The following is a 24,463-nucleotide window of genomic DNA, read 5'->3' as shown; positions in this document are numbered from 1 at the left end:
GGTGCTTCCCGCACGGGGCGGACAATCCACGGGAAGCCCGGCCACGGTCATGATCGGGGGCGAATATGTCAGTGCGCCATCGGGAAACGTGAACTTCCCGCGTCGCCCGCCGGAATGATCGGCAACACCAGCGTCGACGGGTGATCGTTGTCGTGATACACGGTCTGGGTCGCGATCTGCGTATTCGTGTTCTGCCCGAACGGGTCACCGGTATTCGGATTCGGTGCGAACTGCGGAAAATCGCTGCTCGACACCTCTACTCGGATCGCCGATCCGGCCTTGACCAGATAACTGGTCGGCCACACATCGATCGTGAATCGATACGGCTGACCCGGCACGATCGGCGACGGATGATCGAGCGAATCGCGGAACGCGGTGCGCACGATCCCGTTGTTGAGATTCACCGTCGAGCCGTCCGGGGCGACCGCCACCAGCTTCGCGGTGAAATCGGTGTCGGTCGCCGTCGAGGACGCCCACAGTGTCATGCGAATCGGACCGGTGAGTTCGGTGTCGGAGGACATCGGCGCGGTCGTATAGGTCAGCACATCCGAACGCTGCTCCACCACGAACTGATCCACCGGACCCTGCGGTCCCGTCGACGCGCCACAGCACGAGTGCCCGCCCGCGCTGGGCACCGGATCGAGTGGGTCGTAGTCGTAGCGATCCGGCTGCTGCGCGTCCTTCGGGGCATCGGTGGTGAGCAGCCCGGCCCGGCCCTGAATCCCATTGCCGCCATTGCCGGACAGGTAATAGGTGGTCCACCGGGTATCCGGCAGCGGCCAGGCCGAGGCCGATTTCCACCTGTTCGCACCCATCAGGAAATAGTCGACCACCGGCTTCCCGGACACCTTGTTGTCCTTGCCCTTCAGGAAATGGTCGTACCAGGCCAGCATGAGGTCGTTGATCGGACTGTCGCCCGCCGCACCGCTCGCCGCCAGCATCGGGGTCTCCACCTTGCTGCCCGGACGACCCCAGCCGACGTGATCCCACGGGCCCAGCACCAGCCGCTGCCCCGCACGGGCCTCCGGCGTGCCGCCCGCGGCGACCATGCCGGAGAAATTCTGCACCCCGCCCGCGAGGAACGCGTCGTACCAACCCTCCACATCCAGCACCGGGACCTTGACGTTCGCGTACCGATCGCGAATGCTCCACCGCTTCCAGTAGTCATCGCGGGTGGAATGCGAGATCCAGTCGTAGAACCACGGCGCGACCACCGGATCACCCGGGTGCAGCGGCGGAAACTGCTGATACGGGCGGAAACCCAGCCAGCGCGTATAGTCCGCGCCATCGACCGCCAACTGCTTGGCGGTGGCGGTGTCACCGCGATTGAGGGCCGCGCTCGCGCCGATGGTCTCCATGGCCCACGGCTCCACGAACGCCAGCCGGAACGCACCGCCCTCGTAGGTCCAGCCGTCGTAATAATCCGAGGCGGTATTGGCGGGCACGATTGTCGTCAGATGCGGCGGTGCGCCGACGGCCGCAAGCCATTGCGTCGCACCGACATACGACGAACCGTACATCCCGACCTTGCCATTCGAACCCGGCAAGGTGGCGGCCCACTCCACCGAGTCGTAGCCGTCGCTGGTGTCATTCGCGAACTCGGTGAACGTGCCACCCGACTGCCCCTGGCCCCGAATGTCCTGCACCACAACCAGATAGCAGTGCGAGGCGAACCAGTCCGGGGTCTGGTAGCGGAACGGCTGGACCTGCGCGGCCGCCTTCCCATACTGCGTCCGCATCAGAATCACCGGCACCGGATCCGCTGACTCGGGCCGATACACATCCGCTTTCAGCACCACGCCGTCGCGCATGGTCGCGGGAACATTCTCCTGTTTGTCGACCGCGCACGACCCGCGCCCATCCGGCGGTGGCCAGCTCGCCGCCCCCTGCGGCGCCGACCCGTTCCCCCCACTCCCGCAGCCCGCGACCACCATTGCGACCGCCCCGACCACCGCCCCCACTCGAGCGATATGACCACGCCCTCGCCCACTACGGCTCATGGATCGACGGTAACCCCGGCCCAACGCCCACTCACCGACAATCGGGCAATGCAGGCCGATCCCACCTCGCGACCTCGGCGGCCAGCAGGTCCCGCGCCCGTGCGATGGCCACCAGAGACCGGTCCAGATCAGCGATCCGATCGGTGAGCCGGCGCCGCGCCCGCTCACACCCGCCCAGCTGCCCGTCCTTCGCGAAGCACGGCAGCAGATCCGCCACCCCCGACAGATCGAGACCGACCTCGAGCAGCGCCCGAATCCGGCGCACCCGTTCGACACTCGACTCCGGGAAATCCCGGTAGCCATTGGGCCGCCGCCCGGCCTCCAGCAGGCCGCTGCGGTCGTAGTGCCGCAGTGCGCGGGCGCTCACCCCACTGCGCTGCGACAGCTCGCTGATCAGCATCGATGTCCTCCGGCTTGACCTTGACCCCAGTGTCAATGTTTAGCGTCGAGCCGCTGCCACCCATTCCCTGCCGAAGGAAACGCCATGGTCACCGACGTCCACGCCCACGTCACCGCCGACCCCGCCGCACAGCTCGCGCGTGCGAAGCAGGCCGGCGTGGATCGCACGGTGCTGCTCTCCACCCGGGTCCACCCCGAACGTGCCCGCACACTCGACGAGGTGCGGGCCGAATTCGCCAGGCTGACAGCCGTTATCGGCGGCGCGGACGCGGCGGCGGATGAGGTGCGGACGGCCATGGACGAGGTGCTGCGCGCACTGGACGCACATCCCGACACCACCCTCGGCTTCGCGAGCCTGCCCTCGCTGCTGCCCGCCGAGCGCCTCGGCGAATGGTTCGAGCCCTATCTGTCCCGGCCCGGCATCGTGGGCATCGGCGAGGTCACCCCGCCGCCCGGGCAGGCCGCGCGCATCGAACCGGTGCTGGCCGTCAGCGCCGACCACGGTGGGATTCCCGTACTGGTCCACGGCTTCGCGCCCAACACCCTCGACGATCTCCGGACCTATGCGGCACTGGCCGCCCGCCATCCGTCGGTTCCCCTGATCGTCGGCGCCCTGGGCGGATTCCACGCCCTGGATCTGGTGGAGCTGGCCGCCGAGCGGCCCAACCTGCACATCGATCTGTCGAGCGCATTGCAGGTGTTCGCGGTCGCCGCCGCCGCGCGGGAAGTCCCCGATCAGTGCCTGTTCGGCTCGAACACGCCGTATGGGGACGTGGTCGCCGCGCGGCACACCGTCGAGGCCGCCATTGCGGATCCGGAAGTGCGAACCCTGGTCCTGGAGCACAACTTTCAACGAATTCTCCGGGCGTGACCTGCGGGTACACACCAATCCCCAAGATTATCGCTAATTTTCAGCAACGAATCCTGTCGAGCGGACGATAGGCCCATCGAGCGAGCGTGACGACGGGAACTGCCCCCGTCGTCACGCCCGCTTGCGTCCGGTGCGGGTACCGGTTCCGAACGGCCCTCCGGCCACACCGGCCGCGGGTGACGTACCGCATCCGCTCATAGAGGGACCAGACCGGTGGACGTTCTCTGCTGTGCAGCAAAGTTTTCAGCGACACCGTCGCACCGTTGTCCGCACGGTGAACACTTGCAGACGCTGTCGGACTGCCCAGTCCATTGAATCCGAAAACGTTGGCGGATCAGGCCGGGTAGCAGCGCGCACAGCTGCGAACAGTGATCCGGGCTGGAATGGCGGGTATGCCACGCCTTGCCCAGTCGCTCATCGAGATGGTCGATACCGACCTCGAGGACGCGAGCGATGCGCAGCAGCAGTTCGAGGCTGGTGTCCGCTGAATCCTGCGGTTGTCCAAGGCTTTCCGACGGGACCAGCATACGAACCGGGCAGTGCTGGTGGACGGTCCAGCCGTCACGATCCGCTCAGTAGGTACCCGGACCCGGCCGGTCTGCGAGCACCCTCCGGTGCCCGATTGTCCTACGCGGCAACGGTTTGGGGATGGTCGTCGGTGCGCTTTCGCGCGTCTATTCTGGTGATCAGATGGTGGCCCAGGTTGTGGCACGGTTTCTCGATCGTGCGGTAGGTCACGGCCGCGATCACCAGCGCACCGATCACCCACGTGCACAAGGTAAGCCAGGCTGCGGGAATACCGACGACAGACGTGGTCCAGCGGGGCAGGGCTTCGATCACGAGGGCGTGGACAAGGTAGAGCGAGTAGCTGATCCGTCCCAGGAACAGCAACGGGCGCGGGAAGGAATGGCGGCGCAGCAACAGGGCCACCGCGAACAACAGGTAGGCGGGGATGATGGTGACGGGCTGCTTCAGCCAGGTGACCCAAGCGCCGGTCAGCGGGTCCACGGAGGGTTCTACGAAGAGGCTGATCCCGAAGATCACACCCACGGCGAACCCGAACACCGCCCACCCGCGCCTCGCGGTGATCTCGCCCGACGTTATCCGATAGAGCACCGTGCCGACGAACATGGTGGCGAAATAACCAAAGGTCAACACCGATGCCCCGGGCTGATTGAGAACCAAAGGGACGGTGATGAATACGAGAAGGACCGCGGCGAGGGCCGAGCGCCGGTCGGCTGCCGAGCGGGCGAAAACCACCGCGACCAGGATCGTCGCGACCACGACCATCGAACGCGTGACGACGTTTGCCTGTGAGCCGTTGATCATCGCGGGTGGCAGTAACGCCCCGGGACCGATCACACCGACCGCAAGAACCGCCAGGGGTACCGATCGACGGTTGAGCCGACCGATCAGCAGCAGCGACAGAAACAGGTAGAACGCCAGTTCGTAGGACAGCGACCAAGAGGCGCCGACTATCTGGATGTCCGGGCCGCCGATGAAGAAATGCACCATGGTGAGGTTCGTGATGAACTCGAGTGCGGGGTGGGCCAGAAATCCCGCCGGCAGACCGTACCGGTGGATCGAGTGCAGGATCATCGCCGCAGTGAGGCAAGCCCAGAACAACGGGTACAGCCGGAAGAACCGGCCCACCCAGAACGCGCCCAGCGACCGTCCCCGCTCCAGAGATGCGGGGATGATGAAGCCACTGACAAGGAAGAAGACGAACACCCCGAACTCTCCGAGCCCGAAGTGCGCCTGCGAGAACCGAAAATAAGCCGGCCAGAGTCGCTCCGACGAGTGTTGAATCACGACCGCCAAGGCCGCCAGCCCTCGAAGCGCATCGAGAAACTCGAACCGGCCGCCACGGCCGCGTACTACTCGTTCAACCGGCGGTATCGGAACCGCCACAGCACCAACGGTCATGACAGGATGCCACCAAAGTAGTCGAACATATTCCTCGAACAACAGCTCAGGCGGCGCACAGCTGGATTAGTAGCAGGTCGCGTGCAGTCCCCGCAACACGTCAGGGCCATCGCCGCCGCAGTGTGCGCTTCGTCCGAAACGCGCGAAAATTGTTCTCCTGCAGCGCTTTACTGCCCACCCTGAGAGTCCCGCCAACGCCGCATTCCGGCCACCACAGCCGCGACCGCAGACAAGAAAGAGGCCCTGAACGGCGGCACTTCGCCGGGTTAGCGCTGGTTGCGGCCGGCCCCTGCGACGGGCCCGGCGCACAGCCCCCTATCGGTGCGGAGTGTTCATGTAGGCGGACCCCAAACTCGCCACGTTGGCGGCTTGTCCGAGCAGATTGAAGAGGACTCCGAGTACTGCTCCCATGTTGACCTTGTTCCTAACTGTTCAATGCATTGGCAGATCGTTTTCGATAACAACCGATATCACACGCTCGCCGGACCCGCACCTCATCAGTTTCACGCCGCGGCGGCCTGAATCTGTCGGCGAATCGGTCACCGAATCGGCCGAGCGCCCAGCGTGGCACTCTGCTCGACTTCAAGCGTTCATTGACGATCTGGATCGAGGGGGTTATCGGTATAAGGAACTCGGTATGAGGAAACAGAGAAAGAACTGTCGCTGAATTCGAACGCAACGAAGTCGCGCGCAGCCATGACAGCCGTGCTCGATGTGAGCTTCGCCATAATTCTTATTGCTCAAATCCAACGGCCACCGGCTCGAGGGTGCGCCACTTCACATCAGTACCCGTTCCGATATTGAGCATTGAATCGGCCATCGAATCTGTCATCGAATCGGTCGTTGTGGGACGGCAAGTCGATACTGTCGCGCCGACCAGGGCTTATCAATTCACGGCGTATAGCTATTACTGTACAGTAATTTGCGATCCCTGATGATGGGCATTAACGTCTCGCAAAACTGGATAATCCGAGCAGGACCGCGAGCTCTCGCGCTCAACAAGTTCGCTGCCGGGGAGGAATATCAGTTAGCCAGCGAACAGATGCGACGCACCGCCGCGAGTGGTGCGTCGAGCGCGTCTGCCGGAAAGTATCAGGGGGCAGTTCATGACAGCGGTCGTTGCGGTTCGTGCCGAGCCGGAAGACCTTCCGAATACCGACCATTCGTTCGCTTTCCGGGGCGTCGCGTTGATCGCTGCGATCTCCGCGATAGTGTTGACGGTGACCGCGGGACGCTATGAGTTATTCGGTGACGAACTCTATTTCCTTTCCGCTGGAAGACGACTCGACTACACCTATGCGGATCAGGGTGTGGTGGTGGCCTTGTTCGCCCACATCGCGGACGTGCTCGCACCGGGATCGGTGACGGCGGTGCGGTTCCCGGCCGTCGTGATGGGCGTGGGTGCGATCGTGATGTCGGCGCTGATCGCCTACGAACTCCGGGGCAGCCGCCGCGTCCAGCTGCTCGCCGCGGGCACCTATGGGACGTCCTACCTGCTGGTGACCCAGTGCGCGTTGAGTACATTCTCCTTCGACGCCACCCTCACGGCCGTGATCACCGGGTTGTTCATCCGCTGGGTTCGTACTCGTCAGGACTGGCTGATCGTCGTGGCGGGACTGGTTGCGGCACTGGACATGCAGGTGAAGTGGATGATCCCACTGGTCTGGGCGTGCCTCGGCCTGGCCGTCATCGTGTGTGGTCCCCGCGAGATCTTTCGTCGCCCCGCACTATGGGTGGCTACCGGCATCCTCGCCTTGTCGTTGGTCCCGATTCTGTACTGGCAGTCGCAGCACAACTGGCCGCAGCTGGCCATGGGCACGATCATCGGCGCGGAGCAGGACGCCACGGGCTACGGTCCGCCGGGATTCTTCCCCCAGTGGCTCGGATTCGCCGGCTTCCTGGGCACAGTGCTGATCGCGGTCGGATTCTGGGCGGTGATCAAGCAGGAGTCGCTGCGTCCGTATCGCTTCATCGCGGTTGCCCTGCTGCTCATGACCGCATTCGTCGTCATTACGCACGGCCGGCCGTACTACCCGACGGGCTTCTTCCCCGCCATGTTCGCCATCGGAGCCGTCGGCCTGTGGCAGTACCCCCGGAAACGGTGGATGAACCTGGTGATGATTCCGATCGTCGTGCTCACGGTGGTGACGTTCATCGGCACGCTCACCCTTCTGCCCCTGCCTCCCAGCTGGCGCAGCCAGACCCAGAACGCCATCGATCTCGGCATCCGGTCGGCGTTTTGGGGAACCACCAATTGGTCACGCATGGTTTCGGCCGTCGACGCCGGTTACGAGACTCTGACACCTGAGGAGAAGACGCATTCCGCGATCATTACCCAAGGCTATTGGCAGGGTGGCGCGGTCGAGGAGTTCGGCGGGAAGTACGACCTGCCGGCTACCTACAGTCCGAGCCGAGGCTTCGGATTCTTCGGCCCGCCACCGGATTCGGCAACCACGGTGATCTACGTCGGCTTGGACACCGCCGAGCCCAACCTGCGATCCCATTTCGACGAGGTGGAACGCATGGGGCAACTCGACGATCCCATGGGCATCCCCGGCATCGACCGCATGGTCGCCGTCTGGAAGTGCAAAGGGCCGAAGCAGCCGTGGTCGATCATGTGGGACTCCATGACCACGCTGTACTTCGATCTCGGCCAATGGCACGACCCTCGGGCCAACACTCGACCCACTCACTGAGCAATGGCAATCGCCTGCCGGGCCTCCGACGAGCCAGCTGATGTGGACTGTTGTAGCGGTCCCAGCATCCTCTTCTGCGTACCACGCGCTGACCGAATCGGCCAGCACGAGGAGCCGGCGGCCGGAACCTGGTGCGGTGCAGAACATGACGAGTCACCCACCCCTGGTGAGGGAGCGGAGTCGGATCTGTCTCAAAACGATGGCCAATTGGCATCGTGTGGCCATTCATTTCGAGATTTGGCCACGACTTTCGAGACGCTACAAGATGCTGCTAGCCTCGTGCCATATCAACGAAGCGGCTCAAATGCAATTGGTGCGCAACGGTTATGGTTGCTGTGGGGCCGTTTCGGTGCTTTCCTAGAATGAGGTCTGCTTCGCCACCACGAGGGTCATCCCGCTCGAACGCATCTGGGCGATGCAGCAGGATAACCATGTCCGCATCCTGTTCCAGCGAGCCCGACTCGCGCAAATCGGACACCATGGGCCGCTTATCCGTTCGCTGCTCCGGGCCACGGTTGAGCTGCGAAATCGCGATCACCGGGACCTCCAGCTCCTTCGCCATCAGCTTGAGGCTTCGGGAGAATTCAGAGACTTCCTGCTGTCGCGATTCGACCTTTTTGCCGGAGCTCATCAGCTGGAGGTAGTCGACGACGATGAGGCGTAGGTCGTGCCGCTGCTTGAGGCGGCGGGCCTTCGCGCGAATTTCCATCATCGTGAGGTTCGGCGAATCATCGACGAAGAGAGGCGCTTCGCTGATCTCGCTCATGCGACGCGCCAGTTTTGTCCAGTCGTCGTCGCTCATTCGGCCCGAACGCATATCGCCCAGTTTGATTTTCGCCTCCGCGGATAGGAGGCGCATGACGATTTCGGTGCGGCTCATTTCCAGGGAGAAGATGACGCTGGCCATGCCGTGCTTGATGGAGCAGCTGCGCATGAAATCCATACCAAGCGTGGAATTGTGGGTTGGGATCATGGAGCGGCCGGCGAGGTAGAGGTGGTCGGAGTTTGCCACCTCTACGCAGCGGACCGGGACAGATGAGATCGGGCGGACGTCGACGATGTAGCGGGAGCCGGAACGTGACGTGTTGATCGCACCGCGGCGCTGCTTGTGCAGCAGTTCTTTTCGACTCAGCCCGAAGACCTCGTCTTCGGTGGCGAAGGTCAGGGTGTAGGCGGTCGAGGTTGCCTCGGTGCGGCCTCGGACTCGCTTGGTCGACAGCTGGCAGCGGTACCCGAGGCTCACGATCAGCTCTTCGGTGTCGCGGGCCAGCTGTGGATTGGTCACCGAGAACTGGACCGAGCCGCCATCGGTGACGGTGCCATCGGTATCGAGCAAGCCGGCAAGCAGGGCGCGCCGTTGCGCCTCGGAGGCACGGAGGTAATCGACGGGGATGTACTTGTTGCCGAGCACTCCGAGGGTGCGCAGGCGAGCCTGCACGCTGCCGATCGCATTACGGCAGGACTGGCACAGGCGGAGCCCGATGGACGGTCCACCGCACTGGGGGCAGGTCGGGGCAGGTACCGGACCGGAAACGAAACGAGCCTTGCCACCACAGGATCGGCCGCAGGCGCGGACTTCACTGGTGAACGGAATGAACTCGGCGCCGCAGACAATGCACTCGCGTGGCTCGATCGGTGCATCCCCGGGCAGCCGCAGGCTGTACCGCAGCGGCGCGGAATCCGAGTGTGTCGCAAGGATTCCCTCGTTCTCGATCCGATGAATGATCTCGGGATCGGCCGTGGTCAGCTGCGCACACGCCGAACTGCCGTCGCCGAGCCAAGCGCCCAGCGTGTAAGGCGGCACGAGCAACTCGCGCTCGGGCAGTTGCAGTGCCTCGGTGTTCACCACGGAGTGGTTGAGACGTCGGTCCGCGGTCGCACAGCGCACGGTGGCCGCGATCTCGGAGGTCGTGCGGATTTCGGCGAAAGTCCTCTGATTCCGATACCGGTTGTAGCCGGTGGCGGCTTGCTGTGCGGACCGGCGAGAGGAGCGGGTCTCGGTGAGCCACTGATGCTGCTCATCCGCGACTATCACTGCACCGTCGGAGAACTCGACCTCGTAGCAGGGCCGACCGGTCATCACTTCGGTAGCGGCCACGACCCGTGTGGGCCGACCTTGGGCGTCGAGCAGCTCGTCTCCCACTCGGACCTCACCCATGGTCGTCCAGCCGTTCGGTGTCGGTAGCGGAGTATCGAGAGCTAGTGCCTTGCCGACACCGGGTCGGGCCGCGACGATGACCATCTGCCCGGGGTGGAGGCCATTGGTGATTTCGTCGAGTTCGGTGAAACCTGTTGGGACGCCGAGGGAGATGCCGCCTCGGGAGGCGATGGAGTCGAGCTCGTCCATCGTGGGCTGGAGGATGTCGGTGAGGGGGGCGAAGTCTTCGCTGGAGCGGCGTTCGGTGACGTCGTAGAGCTCCGCCTGGGCGCGGTCCACGACCTCGGCCACGTCCTGGCCGTCGGCGCCGGCGTAGCCGTACTGGACGATGCGGGTGCCGGCCTCGACCAGACGGCGCAGCACCGACTTCTCGGCGACGATCTCGGCGTAGTAGCCGGCGTTGGCGGCGGTGGGGACCGTTTGGGTCAGGGTGACGAGATACGGTGCGCCACCGATGCGTTTGAGCTCGCCCTTGCGGTCCAGGGTGGCCGCCACCGTCACGGGGTCGGCGGGTTCGCCGCGGCCGTAGAGGTCGAGGATGGCGTCGTAGACGGCCTGGTGGGCGGGGCGGTAGAAGTCGCCGGGGCGGATGACTTCCACGACATCGGCGATGGCGTCCTTGGACAGCAGCATGCCGCCCAGGACGGACTGCTCGGCGGCCATGTCATGGGGTGGCTGACGGCCGAAATCCTCGCCGGGGGCGTCGGGATAGCCGGAGGGTCCGTGATCGTCGTGGCCGCGATCGTCGATGACTGCCATCGGTCTCGACCGTCCTCTCTCCTCGCGCCCGGAGTCCATGACCGTTGTACGCCTGCGCACCGACAGGTTCGGGCCGCCACGCGGCAGTATTCCGGCCGCGATGCGGAGCCGCCACGCCGAGTTGTGCAGGCGCGGTGGCAAACCCGTGGTGGTGAGGGCTGGATACACGGAGTCGTGTCGTCCCGGGCTGTGGTCACGACATCGAATGCGAACCTAGGCGACCGGACGGTGACCCGCCAAACCGAGCTGTGCACACACCTGTGGACAACGTGGGTATTGTTCACCAACTGTTGTGCACCCCCTGTGGAGAACTTGGGGACAACAGCCGATGTGATTGATCAATGTGCTGGTAGTGACCGAATTCGCATTGCGCGTAATTGTGGATCAATTCGGTGCGGCGTGTCGCTGGACGGTAACGTCCGGGCGTGTTGGGTGAACGGATGGTCTCATGGTTGTGACCTGCCACACAACGAGAATGGTTGGTTTGCTGAGCAATCCACAACCTGGGCGAACATCGTGAATTCTGCAGGGCGACACTTCGCGCCGACGCACGCGACACGCAATCAGCCAATATCTGGCAAACAATGAATTCGAACAAAGAAATCGGAGGCCGCCCCACAGCTGAGGCGGCCTCCGACAAACCGAATTACTCGGCGGCAGTGACCTGCAGGTCGACCTTGGCGATCACATCCGGGTGCAGGTGCACCACGACACCGTGCTTACCGGTGCTCTTGATGTGGGCCTTCGGCAGCTCGATGCTGCGCTTGTCGACGACCGGGCCACCGGCGACCTTGATGGCCGCGGCGACATCGGCGGCGGTGACCGAACCGAAGAGCTTGCCGGTGCCGGCGGTCTTGACCGCGAGCGACACGCCGGTCAGGCCCTCGATGGCCTGCTTCAGCTCGTTGGCGTGGTCCAGGTCGCGCACGCGGCGGGCATCCTGCGCCCGGCGAATGCCCTCGACCTGCTTCTGCGCGCCACGGGTGGCGACAATCGCCAGGCCGCGCGGCAGCAGGAAGTTACGGCCGTAGCCGTCCTTGACCTCCACGGTGTCGCCGGGCGCACCGAGGTTGTCGACATCAGCGGTGAGGATGAGCTTCATTGCTGTGCCTTCCTATCTCAGCGGGCGGTGGACACGTAAGGCAGCAGAGCGACCTCACGCGAGTTCTTCACGGCGACAGCGATATCGCGCTGGTGCTGGACGCAGTTGCCGGTCACCCGGCGAGCGCGGATCTTGCCACGATCGGACACGTACTTGCGCAGCAGCGCGGTGTCCTTGTAGTCGATCTTGGCGCCGGCCGTGTTGTTCTTCTTGCCAGCCTTGTCTTCCTTGCAGAAGGTGCAAGCCTTCTTCTTCAGCACCTTTTCGCGTGCCGGTGCTTTGGCCATGGTCTTTCAACTCCGTAATTTCGGGAACCCAGCCGTCGGGGCGGATTCCGGGGAAAGCCGTTGTCTAGAACGGCGGTTCGTCGTCCATCGCGCCGCCCCCGAAGGAGCCGGCCGCGGGGGCACTGCCCCATGGGTCGTCGCCGGCGCTCTGGCCGCCACGACCCCCACCACTGCCACCACCGGAGAAGCCGCCGCCTTGCTGGCCGCCCTGTCCGCCACCGCCGAAGCCGCCGCCACCACCGCCACGGGTGGTCTTGTTGACTTTCGCGGTCGCGTACCGCAGGGAGGGACCCACCTCGTCGACCTCGAGTTCGACGACCGTGCGCTTCTCACCCTCGCGGGTTTCGTAGGAGCGCTGCTTGAGTCGCCCGCTCACGATCACTCGCGAGCCACGGGTCAGACTCTCGGCCACATTCTCCGCAGCTTCACGCCAGATGTTGCAGCGCAGGAAAAGCGCTTCGCCGTCTTTCCATTCATTGGTATTACGGTCGAACACACGGGGAGTCGACGCGACGGTGAAGTTCGCGACGGCCGCTCCCGCGGGCGTGAATCGAAGCTCGGGGTCAGCCGTCAGATTGCCGATGACGGTGATGACCGTGTCGCCTTGGGCCATGGTTCCTCCTGCTTTCCGGTGCAGTCCGCAATGCGCTCGCCCGTGCACGCCCGATCGTGGGCTCAGTGCACGGTTTGCCAGTCAGCCTAGAGATAGGCACCGACGGTTACGAGCGACGTTGCGGGAGGACTGGACTACTTCTTGTCGAGGCGCAGCACCTTGGTGCGCAGCACCGACTCGTTCAGGCCCAGCTGGCGATCGAGTTCGCTGACGGTCTCGGACTTGGCGGTCAGGGTGACGACCGCGTAGATGCCCTCGGCCTGCTTGGCGATCTCGTAGGCGAGACGACGGCGGCCCCAGATGTCGACGTTGTCGACCTTGCCGCCCTCGGCACCGACAACACCCAACATGTTGTTCAGGTTCGGGCCGACGGTGCGCTCGTCCATTTGCGGATCGAGAATAACCATCACTTCATAATGACGCACGGACCTCATCACCTCCTGTGGACTGTGAACGGCCCACGGACTGTCCGTGGGCAGGAGGGTTCGTTGCGTCAGCAACCCGACAAGGCTACATGAGGGAACGCGGTGCCCCGCGCCGGGGTATCGAGGCCGTCACCGGCGTGTTCACACCGGCGGCGGCCGCGGGGATAGATGGACATGGCCTGCGAAATCGGGCCAGTCCCGAGCTTGAACACGCGGACACGCCGAAGAGAGTCCTATGGTGGTGCGCATGCCGAACCGACCCGTCGCCAGCGCAGCGGTCGCCCGCCGCCGCGAGGCGGGCCGGTCGATGATCGCGGCCACATCGACGCTGGTGTGCGGGGTCACCCTGCTGATCGCGTTTGTGAACAAGGCGCGGTGTGCCGGCGGGCCGTTCGAGCAGTCGGGTCGCAGCGCGATTTTCGATGTCATCAAGGACTCGAATGTCTGCTATTCCGATATTCAGTATCTGTGGCTGGGCCGCGGCATCGATGAGCACGTCTTTCCGTATATAACCGGCGGCATCACACCCGACGGCCAGTTGACCGGCGGCGCGGTCGAGTATCCGGTGCTGAGCGGTCTGCTCATGTGGATCGGCGGCATCGGCGCGCACACCGATGCGGACTTCCTGCTGCACTCGGCGCTGCTGCTGGCCCCGTTCGCGTTGCTCACCGCGTATCTGCTGGCCCGGATGGCGGGTCCGGCGGCGCTGCTGTGGGCGGCCGGTCCGCCCCTGGTGCTCTATGCCTTTCACAATTGGGAACTGCCGGTGGTGGCCACCGCGGTGGCCGCGTTCTATGTGATGACCGTGCTGACGCGATATTCCCTGCGGGACCGGGCGATAGCCGCGGCGGTATTCCTGGCGATCGGTTTCTGTTTCAAGCTGTATCCCGGAATCTTCGTGCTGCCCTTGCTGATCTACGTGCTGCTCGGTGAGAACCCGCTGCGGGAGCGGCGATTCGATGTGCGCGGTGCGCTCATGGTGGCCGGCACCGCTGTCGGCACGGTGGTCGCGATCAATCTGCCGTTCGCGCTGGCCGGTTACGACGGCTGGCGGGCGTCGATCACGTTCCAGCAGCTGCGGCAGGCCGATATCACCACGAATTCCATCTGGTACTGGGGTCTACGCCCGTTGTTCGCCCAGACCAGCGAGGGTGAGTCGACGTTCCAGGCCGTGGTGTCGGCGGCCTCGCCGCTGCTGGTGCTGGGGTCCTTCGCGCTGGCCTGCTGGCTGGGCTGGCGTCGGTATCAGCTGGCGGGGGTGTATCCGTGGATCGGTGTCAGCGGCGCCATGCTCTGTGGATTCCTGTTGTTCCACAAGGTGCATTCGCCGCAGTACACACTGTGGCTGATCCCGTTCCTGGTGCTGCTGGAGGTGCCGTGGAGCTTGACCGTCACCTACCTGATGGCGGACGCGTGCATCGGGATCGGCGTCTTCCGCTACTTCTATGCCCTGGGTGCGGGCCGTGATGCCGGATTCGAGCAGAACATCGTGCAGATCGGCGTGTGGGGCCGGGCGGCACTGCTGGCGGTGTTCTTCTTCCTGTTCGTGACGGCGCGGGCGCGGTCAGCCGGCCGGCTCGGTGTTCCGGGCGCGGAACGCCTTGCTCTTGGCCCGGTTTCCGCAGACCGCCATATCGCACCAGCGGCGCGAACCGCCGCGTGAGGTGTCGATGTAGAGGCGGGTGCAGGCGTCTCGCCCGCATTCCTTGATGCGGTCCCGATCGGGGCTGCCGAGCAGTTCGATGGCGGAGCGCGCGACGGCCGCGAGTGCGGAATCGAGTGTCCCGCCGCGGTGCACGCTGCCGTCGGCGCGCAGGGTGAGTTCGGGCGGGGTGTCGTGAGCGTGCCGGTTGACGAGTCGCCGGTCGGCGTCGGCGGCGGGTTCGCCGTCGAGGGCGGCGAGCATCAGCCGCCAGGCGGCCTCGCGTAGCTTCACGGCCCGCGTGAGGGCGCCGGTGCAGTCCGGCGCGGTGTCGAGAATGCCTGCCGCCGTTACCCATTCGGCGAGTTCGTCGTCGGTGCCGAGCCGGTCGATGAAGGTGGTGCGCCGTTCCTGGGCCGTACCGATGAAGTTCAGCGCGAGATTCCCGCTGACGAACAGGTGCGGGTCGGCGAAGGTGGACATGTCCTCATGGTAACCCCCTTGACAGGTTATTCAAGAAGGTGCCACGGTATAACCACCTGAACCGGTTAGTGGCGTGGAGGAATCATGGACAACCGGCTTTTCGAAGTGGCGGGCCCGCCGGCCCTCATCCTCATGTGGAGCAGCGCCTTCATCGCCGGCATCATCGGCGTGGGCGCGGCGCCGCCCATGCTGGTGCTGTTCGCCCGCTTCGGCATCGCCGGCCTGCTGCTGATCGCGTATGCCCTACTGGCGCGGGCGGTCTGGCCGCGCGGCAAGGTCCTCGCGCACACACTGGTGGCGGGCCTGCTCATGCAGATGGTGCAGTTCGGGGCCTTCTACACCGCCATGCACGAGCACGTCACCGCCGCCGTCATCTCCCTGGTGCAGGGCCTGAGCCCGGTGGTGATCGCCGTATTCGCCGGTGGCCTGGGCGAATCCGTGAGCGCCCGGCAGTGGCTGGGCTTCGGGGTCGGCGGTCTGGGCGTGGGCCTGGCGGTGGTCGATCAGTCCAGCTTCTCGCTGATGGGCCCGCTGCTGTGCGTGATCGGCCTGCTCGGTCTCAGCCTCGGCACCGTGTACCAGAAGCGCTTCACCCCCGCGATCGATCCGCGCGCCGGCACCGCCCTGCACGTGACGGTCAGCGCGCCCTTCGCGGGCGCGATGGCCGTGGCGGGCGGCGACTTCCACATCGCGGACCCGGCCCGCTTCGCCGGTTCCATGGTCTGGATGGTGCTGGTGAATTCCATGGGTGCGTTCCTGCTGCTGAACACCATGCTGCAGCGCTGGGACACCACCCGTGTCAGCCGCTTCTTCTTCGCCATCCCGGCGGTGACCGCGGTGATGGCCTGGCTGATCATCGATCAACCGTTGCGCCCGTTGACGGTCGCGGGTCTGGGCGTGGGACTGGTCGGCATGGTCCTGGCCTCCCGTCGCACCGCGCCGAATCCCACCCCGGCCGAGCCCGAGGCTGCCCACCGACACCTCTCGATGCCGCAGCCCGCGCGGGTGTGACCACGGGCAGACTGTGCGCATGCTGCATCTGCGGATTCTCTCCCCCGCCACCATGACCGACAAGGTCCTCGAGGTTCTCGGGACCGATGACGCGGTGACCGGGCTGGTCGCCCTCCGCGGTGCGGCGCTGCGCCCGCCCGGCGACCTGATCACCGCGCAGGTCGCCCGCGAGGCCGCCAACGACCTGGTGCAGAAGCTGCGCGAGATGCGGGTGCACCAGCAGGGCAGCATCGAGATCGAGCAGGTGGGAACCTGGTTGTCGCGCAGCGGCTTCGAGGCCGAGGTGCGCACACCGGGCAGTAGTGCCGACGCGGTGGTGTGGGCGGAGGTGGCGCAGCGGGCGTACGACGACACCGAGCTGAATTGGACCTATCTCAGCTTCCTCACGCTGGCCACCGTGATCGCCGGCATCGCCATCATCACCGACTCGCAGATCCTCACCGTCGGCGCGATGGTGCTCGGCCCCGAGTTCGGCCCCATCGCCGCGCTCGGGATCGCGCTGGTGCGCCGGCGTTTCGTACTGCTGCGACTGGCCTTGCGCACCTTGGTGATCGGCTTCGCGACGGCCATCGGCATCACCATCCTGCTGGCGCTCGCCGCCCGCGCGCTGGGCTGGCTCACGCTGGCCCAGGTGACCGGTCCCCGTCCGGCCACCCAGTTCATCTACACGCCCGACAAGTGGTCGTTCATCGTCGCGGTGGTGGCGGGCGCGGCCGGGGTGTTGTCCATCACCTCCGCGAAGTCGGTGGGCCTGGCGGGTGTGTTCATCTCGGTGACCACGGTGCCCGCGGCGGGCAATATCGCCCTCGGCGTGGCTGTCGCCGACGGCGCGACGGTGTGGGGCAGTACGGCGCAGCTGCTGGTGAACATTGCCGGGATGGCGTTCGCGGGCTGGCTGACCCTGGCGTTGCAGCAGAAGCTCTGGTCCCGCGTCTCGGTGCGGCGCGCCAAGCACATGTCCGTGCCGCGCCGCATGCTGTGAATCCCGGCTCGTGACAGAAAAAGCCCGCCACACGCTCCGGTGTGGCGGGCTTTCGGTTTCGGTGGATCAGCCGACGGGGGTGGGCTTCTCCAGGCCTGCGGGTTCGTCGTCCTCGTCCTCGTCCGCCTCGGCCGTCTCGCGCCGGTTGCGGATCACGCTGGTGATGAACGCCGCTCCGATGAAGGCCACGCCGACCAGGCCGCTGATCACCTCGTTGACATGAACGCCGATGGTGATGAGCAGGATGACCGCCAGTGCGCCGATGGCCCAGAACGCGCCGTGCTCGAGGTAGACGTACTCGGAGAGCGTGCCCTTGCGCACCAGGTAGACGGTGATGGACCGGACGAACATGGCGCCGATCAGGCCCAGGCCCAGGGCGATCAGGATCGGGTCGGAGGTGATGGCGAACGCGCCGATCACGCCGTCGAAGGAGAACGAGGCGTCGAGCACTTCCAGGTACAGGAACAGGAAGAATGCCGCCTTGCCGGTCGCCTTCACGATGGCGGAGGGCCCGGCCGCGGCCTGTTCCTCGGCCTGTTCCTCGGCATGGAACAGGGAGCCGAGCCCGTCGACCAGGATGTAGGTCATCACGCCGAGGATGCCGGCCAGCAGCACGGTGGACCGGTCGTCGTCGGCCGCGATGAATTCCGCCGCGATGACGATGCCGGCCAGGGTGAGCACCACCGCGAGCATGTCGAGTTTGCCGAGCTTGGCCAGCGGGCGTTCGATCCAGCCCAGCCAGGTGACCTCGTGCTCCTCGAGGATGAAGTTGAAGAACAGCAGCAGCAGGAAGGCGCCGCCGAAGGCCGCGATCTGCGGGTGCGCGTCGGTGAGCAGCTTCTCGTAGGAGGGGCTGCCGTCGGCGAAGGTGAGCGCCCCGTCGGCGGGCGGGTTCATGGCCAGGTCGAAGGCGCGAACCGGGCTGAGGCCCGCGGTGATCCACACGATGGCCAGCGGAAACACCAGGCGCATACCGAAAACCGCGATGACGACGCCGACGGTGAGGAAGATCCGTTGCCAGAACTCGCTCATTCGCTGCAGGATGCTGGCGTTGATCACCGCGTTGTCGAAGGACAGCGAGACCTCGAGGACGCCGAGGATGGCGCACAGCAGCAGGGCCGTGGGACCGCCGTACACGAGGGCCGCGAGTAGCGACAGTACGGTGACGATGATGGAGAGGCCGAATATTCGCACCGCAGCGGGCCTTTCGTTGTGCCGGGTCGTGGACGGGGTGGGCGGACACACGAAGAGGGCTCGTGCGACCGAGCCCTCTTCGTGTCGCTAGTTGTTCGATTCAGACATTGACGCCGAAGTCGCGAGCGATGCCCGCGAGGCCGGAGGCGTAGCCCTGGCCGATCGCGCGGAACTTCCACTCACCATTGTTGCGGTAGAGCTCGCCGAACACCATGGCGGTCTCGGTGGACGCGTCCTCGGAGAGGTCGTAGCGGGCCAGTTCGGCGCCGTTGGCGCGGTCCACGACCCGGATGTAGGCATTGCGGACCTGGCCGAAGCTCTGGCCGCGCGAGTCGGCGTCGTAGATCGACACCGGGAAGAAGATGGACTCGATGGCCGGCGGGGTGTTCGCCAGGTCGACATTGATGACCTCGTCGTCGCCCTCGCCCTCACCGGTCAGGTTGTCGCCGGTGTGCACGATGGTGCCCTCCGGGGACTGCAGGTTGTTGAAGAAGATGAAGTGCTTGTCCGACAGCGCCTTCTTCTCGGCGCCGGTCGCGATGGCGCTGGCGTCCAGGTCGAAGTCGGTGCCGGTGGTGGTCCGGACGTCCCAGCCGAGGCCGACGGCCACCTGGGTCAGGTTCGGAGCCTGCTTGGTCAGTGAGACGTTGCCGCCCTTGGACAAACTGACACCCATTGCGGGAATCCTTCCGTTGTATAGCGTTTGAAGTGTTTCTTAGCTAACGGCGTGTCCTGCGTGTCGGTTCCGCCGCCTCGACAGTAATGGCTTTCCCAAATCTTGGGTAGGGAAGGGTCAAACCTGGCGTGCGGAAGCAACTGTCATATGACAGATTTTCACAACCCCTCGCCGTTGTCGCCCCGACGAGCCGCTTCTCCTACCATCGGGTGCGTGGCAGGCCGTCGACGCGGATGGTTCCGGGCACCCCGGAACAACGAATGGGTGCAGCAGGCCCGGCAGGTACTGACGACCGCATTCCTGGATATGGACCAGCGGCAGACCATTGCCGAGGCCGCCGTCACGGCATCCGCCGCGCTGTTCCCCGAGCGCGGCATGGCCGCGCGCTGGGAACCGGTGCGCGCCCGCTGCTATGACGCCTCCGGTGCCTACCTCGCCCTCAACGACCGCCTGGAGCAGGCCGAACGCGAGGACGGCGGCCCGGTCGCCCAGCCCGAGATCGACACCGTCATCCGGAGACTCGCCGACGCCGCGCGCGGGGTCGACGAGTTCTACCGGGGCAATCAGTCCCACCTCGAGCACGCGGTCGCGGTGTACGGCTCGGTGCCGCAACTGGTCTCGCAGGTGCGGGCGCAGGCGGCACAGCTGCGGCAATCCGCCGACGCCTCACCCCACGCCGCCTACCCCTCGATCCGGCAATGCGCGGCCGCCGTGGATGAGGGACTGCTCACACTCGAGGCCGCGGTCGCCACTGGCGCCGGCGGTGCCACCCGCGACGCCGCCACCCGGCTCGAGACACTGAACCGCGACCTGTCCACCGCCCTGGAAGCCGCACCCGGCAAACAGCATTCGGCCACCACCGCCCTCGCCTCCGCCGCCACCCGGCTCGACGCCGCTCGCAACCGCCTGGACCGCATCGCTCCGGCCATGTCGGCGCTGCTGCGGGAATTCGCGGCTGCGTCGTCGAACGATTTGGCCAACAATGAGCGACAAGCCCGGGAGGCCGTCGCGGCCGCCGACGCGGATCTGGTCCGCGCCCGGGCCGCCCTGGCCAACCACGACCCGGAGGACGCGCTCGACCTGACCACCACCGCCCGCGCCCACCTGGCCACCGCCGAGGAGCGCGCCGAGACCGTGACCGATCGGCTCGCCCTGCTGCGCGCGGTCCGCGACCAGCCGGCCGAGCGCGCCAAGGCCGTCCGCTTCAAACTGCGCGACGCGCAGATGCTCGCGGTCAACAAAGGCGTAGTCCCGCAATGGGGTTCGGTGCTCGACGCCCAGGCCGAACGCCTGGATCGCGCGAGTGCGGGCCTGACCGGACGCCATCCCGACTACTGGGCCTACGTGTCCGAACTCGACGCCATCTCCGCGTTCGTCGCCGGAGTGGTCGAGCGCATGCGAAATACCGACAGATAGACCGAAAGTCAGCAGGAGGACGACCGCGACGATGACCGCGATGATCACCAGCGATCCGGATGTCGCGCCGGTCTCCCTGCGGAAACGCTTCCCGTTGCGGCATTTCCGGCAGGTGCCGGGCCCGGAGCTGCGGCGGCTGTTCCATCGGCTGCCCGAACCCTTCGGCGGCTCCGTCGACCGCCACCTGCTGGCCATGGCGCTGGGCGCGACCCTGTACGTGCCCGCCACCCGGCCCGATCTGACCGCCACCATCCTGCGCCGCGCCGAACGCGGCGTGTGCTCGATGGTCATCGACCTCGAGGACGCGGTCGCCGACTACGCCGTCGAAGCCGCGAAATGGCAGGCCGCCCGGACCGTCGAGGAACTGGCCGGCAGCGGTGAGGCCTACCCGCTGCTGTTCGTGCGGGTCCGCGACCCGCACAGCATCGGCGAGATCGCCGAGCGGCTCGGTCCCGGGGCGGCGGCGCTCACCGGCTTCGTGCTGCCCAAATTCGACAGCTCCTGCGCGGCCGAGTACCTGCACGCGCTGGACCTGGCCGCACAGTGCCTGGGCCGCACGGTGTTCGGGATGCCGGTGCTGGAATCCCCCGCCCTGGTGCATCGCGAGACCCGCGACCGCGAACTCCGCCGCATCGGCGCGCTGCTCGCCGAGCATCGCGAACGGATTCTCGCCGTGCGGATCGGGGCCACGGACATGTGCTCCACCTTCGGGATTCGCCGCGACCGCGACCTCACCATCTACGACGTGCGCGTGGTCGCCGACGTCATCGCCGACATCGTCAACTTCCTGGGTCGCGCCGACGGCACGGGCTTCACCATCACCGGACCGGTCTGGGAGTACTTCGCCGACCATGCCCGCATGTTCCGGCCGCTGCTGCGCACCTCGCCCTTCGCCGAGGTGGACGCCGTCCCCTTCCGGCAGTCGCTGGTCAGCCGCGATATGGACGGGCTGCTGCGGGAGATCACCCTGGACCGCGCCAACGGGATCCAGGGCAAGACCGTCATCCACCCCTCGCATGTGGCCGTCGTGCACGCCCTCTCGATCGTCACCCACGAGGAATACGCCGACGCCGTCGACATCCTGAGCACCGCCACGGGTGGTGTCGCCGCCTCCGAGTACCGGAACAAGATGAACGAAATGCGCCCGCACCGCAGCTGGGCACACCAGATCATGCTGCGCGCCAAGGTCTTCGGCGTCGCCAACCAAGGAGTCTCCTTCGTGGACCTGCTCAAGGCCCTGGTCGAATCGTGACCGTCGAACCCGCCCTACCCTGGGCCACCCGGCACCTCGGGCTCACCCTTCGCCACACCGATTCGGCACTGCTGGAACCCGATTGGCGCATCGACGCACTCGTCGAACCCGGCCTGCGCCGCAATCCCCGCCGCGCCCATCTGCTGGTCTCGACCGTGCTGGGGAAACATCTCCCCACCGACCCGCATCGCGTCCTCGACGCGGGCAACCGCCTCGGCGACCTGGTGCGCGAGCTGCTCGCGGGAGGTGGTGCGCCGCAGCCGAATCGGCCGGTCGCTGCCGCGGTGGTGCTGGGCTTCGCCGAAACCGCGACCGGACTCGGCCACACCGTGGCGGCCCGTATCGGCGCGCGCTGCTACCTGCACTCCACCCGCCGCGACGTGCCCACCGCCGAGACCCTCGCCGGTTTCGAGGAGGGCCACTCGCACGCCACCTCCCACCTGCTGCAGCCGATGCCCGCCGCGATCTTCCACAACGACCTGCCCATGGTGCTCGTCGACGACGAGATCTCGACCGGCGCAACCGCTCTGGACGCCATCCGGGCCCTGCACACGCAGACTCCCCGCAGCCACTACATCCTGGCTTCGCTGGTGGACATGCGCACCGAGGCCGACCGCCGCGCCTTCGACACGGCGGCCGCCGAACTCGGCGCCCGCATCGACACCGTCTGCCTGGCCAGCGGCAGCACCGGCCTGCCGGCGGGCCTGATCGACACCGTCACCGCCCTGCCCGAACCGGAACTCAACCCGATAGCGGATCGCACCGGCGCCTGCCTTCGCGTCGAACTGCCCTGGCCGCAGCAGGTTCCCGAGGGCGGCCGCCACGGCTTCCTCGACACGGATGTCGCGCCCTTCGATGCGGCGCTCACCCACGCGGTGGCCGAACTGACCGGTGTCCTCACGACACTGACCGATGCGACGGACCCTCGGCGCCCGGTGATCGTCATCGCCCACGAGGAACTCATGTACCTGCCGCTGCGTATCGCCGCAGCCCTGGCAGACAGTGGAATCCCCACCCGATACCAGACCACGACACGCTCCCCCGCCTACGTCCTGGACGAGGCCGGCTACCCGCTGCGCCGTGGATTCCGGTTCACCGCACCAGAACTCGGCGAGGAAAGCCCGCGCTTCCTCTACAACGCCCGCTGGCCGGGCACCCGGCCGGCGTCCGACCCGATCCTGCTCGTCATCATCGACCGCCCCGCCGACACCGAAAAGCTCACGGCTGCCGGTGGACTCGTCGACGTCCTGACCGCCTCGGGCGCAGACGTCCTGCTGGCCGTGCTCCCCGACGCGGACCCCCGCACCCTCGCCGACGTCCGCTCGGACAGCACGAAGACTCCACCTCATGCCCGGACCGCTGTATCGCCCTCCGTCGACAGTCTCGGGAGGGAAGCCCGCCACCCCATCGGATTCGAAGTCGGTCCGGCGGCTCTGCCGGGCGGAGAGAGGCTGCCGGAACCGTTGTACGGGCCCGAATTCGGGTCGTATGCGCGGGATGAGGTGGCGTGGCTGTTGACCGATCTGTCGGGGGTGGCGCTGGAAGCCGATGTGGCGGAGCGGGAACGGCGGATTCAGGCGGGGGTGGCGCATTACGCGGAGTCGCTGCCGGTGGAGTATCAGCCGGACGCGGCATATCAGGAGTTGTTCGAGCGGGTGCTGGCGGAGAGCGCCGAGCGGCTGGCGCTGGCGGTTGCGACCGTGTCGGAGTTGGTGATCAGCGAGCGGGGTCGCGATGTGGTGCTGGTGTCGCTGGCTCGGGCCGGGACGCCGGTGGGGGTCCTCATGCGGCGCTGGCTGGCGAGCCGTGGGATCGCGGTTCCGCACTACGCGGTGTCGATCGTGCGGGATCGGGGGATCGACGCGACCGCACTGGATTATCTTGCCCGGCATCATGATCCGGCGCAGATCGTGTTCGTGGACGGGTGGACCGGCAAAGGCGCGATCACCCGGGAACTGACCGCCGCGCTGGATGCCCATCACGCGGCGGGCGGGGCGCGATTCGACCCCGACCTCGCGGTGCTCGCCGATCCGGGCAGCTGTGTGCGGACATACGGCACCCGCGACGACTTCCTGATCGCCTCGGCCTGCCTGAATTCCACTGTGTCGGGGCTGGTTTCGCGCACTGTGCTCAATGCCGGCCTGATCGGGCCGGGACAGTTCCACGGGGCCAAGTTCTATCGCGAGCTCGCGGGCCAGGATGTGTCCGGCCATCTGCTCGACACCGTCGGTGCCTGCTTCGACCGGGTGCGGCCGCTGGTGGACGCGCGGGTGCGCGACCTGCGAGCCGCCGACCGGACCCCGACCTGGGCGGGCTGGGAGTCGGTCGAGCGGGTGCGGGCGGCATACGGGATCTCCAGCGTGAATTTCGTGAAACCCGGTGTGGGAGAGACGACCCGGGTGCTGTTGCGCCGGGTGCCGTGGCGGGTGCTGGTGCGGGATCCGCGCGCGGCGGAACACGCGCATATCCGCCTGCTCGCCGCGGCACGCGGCGTGCCGGTCGAGACGGTTCCGGATTTGGCGTATGCCTGTATGGGCTTGATCAAGGAAGTGAAGGGGTAGCCGGTGCGGC

19 protein-coding genes are annotated in these 24,463 nt (G+C 66.4%); 8 read left to right on the top strand and 11 right to left on the bottom strand.

Features of this window, described 5'->3' with window-relative positions; all coding sequences use genetic code 11:
- Window positions 1-68: 68 nt before the first annotated feature.
- Entirely contained in the window at window positions 69-1,934 is a 1,866-nt protein-coding gene (locus ACQP1O_RS42120; protein ID WP_433567986.1) for a CocE/NonD family hydrolase, read from the bottom strand.
- Window positions 1,935-2,031: 97 nt separating this feature from the next.
- The gene (locus tag ACQP1O_RS42115) at window positions 2,032-2,400 is read right to left on the bottom strand and encodes a MerR family transcriptional regulator (protein WP_433563804.1); all 369 of its coding nucleotides are present in this window, start codon (window positions 2,398-2,400) and stop codon (window positions 2,032-2,034) included.
- An 84-nt stretch (window positions 2,401-2,484) separates the two neighbouring features.
- Here ACQP1O_RS42115 and ACQP1O_RS42110 point away from each other — a divergent pair, with 84 nt between their 5' ends.
- Window positions 2,485-3,270 (top strand): amidohydrolase family protein, encoded by a 786-nt coding sequence (locus tag ACQP1O_RS42110; RefSeq protein WP_433563803.1) that lies wholly within the window; start codon window positions 2,485-2,487, stop codon window positions 3,268-3,270.
- 627 nt (window positions 3,271-3,897) lie between these two features.
- On the opposite strand, the gene ACQP1O_RS42105 is transcribed toward ACQP1O_RS42110, so the two are convergent.
- Window positions 3,898-5,196, bottom strand: a complete 1,299-nt coding sequence (locus ACQP1O_RS42105) for an acyltransferase family protein (RefSeq protein ID WP_433563802.1) — start codon at window positions 5,194-5,196, stop codon at window positions 3,898-3,900.
- A 1,106-nt stretch (window positions 5,197-6,302) separates the two neighbouring features.
- Between ACQP1O_RS42105 and ACQP1O_RS42100 the strand changes: the two genes are divergently transcribed.
- Window positions 6,303-7,892 (top strand): ArnT family glycosyltransferase, encoded by a 1,590-nt coding sequence (locus ACQP1O_RS42100; RefSeq protein ID WP_433563801.1) that lies wholly within the window; start codon window positions 6,303-6,305, stop codon window positions 7,890-7,892.
- A gap of 271 nt (window positions 7,893-8,163) precedes the next feature.
- Here the strand turns inward: ACQP1O_RS42100 and dnaB are convergent, their stop codons facing one another.
- The 5 genes from dnaB to rpsF all read right to left on the bottom strand — a co-directional run bounded on the left by dnaB (window position 8,164) and on the right by rpsF (window position 13,236).
- Window positions 8,164-10,809: a replicative DNA helicase gene (dnaB, locus tag ACQP1O_RS42095; protein WP_433563800.1), complete on the bottom strand. Its 2,646-nt coding sequence runs from the start codon at window positions 10,807-10,809 to the stop codon at window positions 8,164-8,166.
- 646 nt (window positions 10,810-11,455) lie between these two features.
- Window positions 11,456-11,911 (bottom strand): 50S ribosomal protein L9, encoded by a 456-nt coding sequence (gene rplI, locus ACQP1O_RS42090; RefSeq protein WP_433563799.1) that lies wholly within the window; start codon window positions 11,909-11,911, stop codon window positions 11,456-11,458.
- A gap of 17 nt (window positions 11,912-11,928) precedes the next feature.
- Window positions 11,929-12,198, bottom strand: coding sequence for a 30S ribosomal protein S18 (gene rpsR, locus ACQP1O_RS42085; RefSeq protein ID WP_040814320.1), 270 nt, complete (start codon window positions 12,196-12,198; stop codon window positions 11,929-11,931).
- A 64-nt stretch (window positions 12,199-12,262) separates the two neighbouring features.
- The gene (locus ACQP1O_RS42080) at window positions 12,263-12,811 is read right to left on the bottom strand and encodes a single-stranded DNA-binding protein (RefSeq protein WP_040862454.1); all 549 of its coding nucleotides are present in this window, start codon (window positions 12,809-12,811) and stop codon (window positions 12,263-12,265) included.
- 134 nt (window positions 12,812-12,945) lie between these two features.
- Window positions 12,946-13,236 (bottom strand): 30S ribosomal protein S6, encoded by a 291-nt coding sequence (gene rpsF / locus ACQP1O_RS42075; protein WP_083869414.1) that lies wholly within the window; start codon window positions 13,234-13,236, stop codon window positions 12,946-12,948.
- A 247-nt stretch (window positions 13,237-13,483) separates the two neighbouring features.
- On the opposite strand from rpsF, the gene ACQP1O_RS42070 reads away from it, so the two are divergent.
- A complete protein-coding gene (locus tag ACQP1O_RS42070; protein ID WP_433563798.1) occupies window positions 13,484-14,899 on the top strand; it encodes a glycosyltransferase family 87 protein in 1,416 nt (471 codons plus the stop codon).
- Here ACQP1O_RS42070 and ACQP1O_RS42065 read toward each other — a convergent pair.
- Entirely contained in the window at window positions 14,801-15,361 is a 561-nt protein-coding gene (locus tag ACQP1O_RS42065) for a CGNR zinc finger domain-containing protein (protein ID WP_433563797.1), read from the bottom strand. The genes ACQP1O_RS42070 and ACQP1O_RS42065 overlap by 99 nt on opposite strands.
- Before the next feature lie 84 nt (window positions 15,362-15,445).
- Here ACQP1O_RS42065 and ACQP1O_RS42060 point away from each other — a divergent pair, with 84 nt between their 5' ends.
- A complete protein-coding gene (locus tag ACQP1O_RS42060) occupies window positions 15,446-16,372 on the top strand; it encodes a DMT family transporter (protein WP_433563796.1) in 927 nt (308 codons plus the stop codon).
- A gap of 19 nt (window positions 16,373-16,391) precedes the next feature.
- Complete coding sequence (locus ACQP1O_RS42055; protein ID WP_433563795.1) at window positions 16,392-17,354, top strand: DUF389 domain-containing protein; 963 nt, start codon at window positions 16,392-16,394, stop codon at window positions 17,352-17,354.
- A 66-nt stretch (window positions 17,355-17,420) separates the two neighbouring features.
- Here the strand turns inward: ACQP1O_RS42055 and ACQP1O_RS42050 are convergent, their stop codons facing one another.
- Together ACQP1O_RS42050 and ACQP1O_RS42045 are read right to left on the bottom strand one after the other, a co-directional pair.
- Complete coding sequence (locus ACQP1O_RS42050) at window positions 17,421-18,548, bottom strand: DUF475 domain-containing protein (protein ID WP_433563794.1); 1,128 nt, start codon at window positions 18,546-18,548, stop codon at window positions 17,421-17,423.
- Between the two features lie 100 nt (window positions 18,549-18,648).
- The gene (locus ACQP1O_RS42045; RefSeq protein ID WP_354841014.1) at window positions 18,649-19,224 is read right to left on the bottom strand and encodes a TerD family protein; all 576 of its coding nucleotides are present in this window, start codon (window positions 19,222-19,224) and stop codon (window positions 18,649-18,651) included.
- 213 nt (window positions 19,225-19,437) lie between these two features.
- Here ACQP1O_RS42045 and ACQP1O_RS42040 point away from each other — a divergent pair, with 213 nt between their 5' ends.
- The 3 genes from ACQP1O_RS42040 to ACQP1O_RS42030 are packed head-to-tail and all read left to right on the top strand — an operon-like array spanning window position 19,438 to window position 24,453.
- Window positions 19,438-20,640: a hypothetical protein gene (locus ACQP1O_RS42040; protein ID WP_433563793.1), complete on the top strand. Its 1,203-nt coding sequence runs from the start codon at window positions 19,438-19,440 to the stop codon at window positions 20,638-20,640.
- A 40-nt stretch (window positions 20,641-20,680) separates the two neighbouring features.
- Window positions 20,681-21,892 carry an HpcH/HpaI aldolase/citrate lyase family protein gene (locus ACQP1O_RS42035; RefSeq protein ID WP_433567985.1) on the top strand — a complete coding sequence of 404 codons (1,212 nt, stop codon included), beginning with the start codon at window positions 20,681-20,683 and terminating at the stop codon, window positions 21,890-21,892.
- Window positions 21,889-24,453 carry a phosphoribosyltransferase gene (locus ACQP1O_RS42030; RefSeq protein WP_433563792.1) on the top strand — a complete coding sequence of 855 codons (2,565 nt, stop codon included), beginning with the start codon at window positions 21,889-21,891 and terminating at the stop codon, window positions 24,451-24,453. The genes ACQP1O_RS42035 and ACQP1O_RS42030 overlap by 4 nt, the downstream gene beginning before the upstream one ends.
- Window positions 24,454-24,463: the final 10 nt, after the last annotated feature.

This window comes from Nocardia sp. CA-151230 (genome assembly GCF_050942175.1).
GTDB lineage: Bacteria > Actinomycetota > Actinomycetes > Mycobacteriales > Mycobacteriaceae > Nocardia.
The sequence above is the reverse complement of the archived record's forward strand: the minus strand, read 5'-3'. Positions and strand labels throughout refer to the sequence as shown.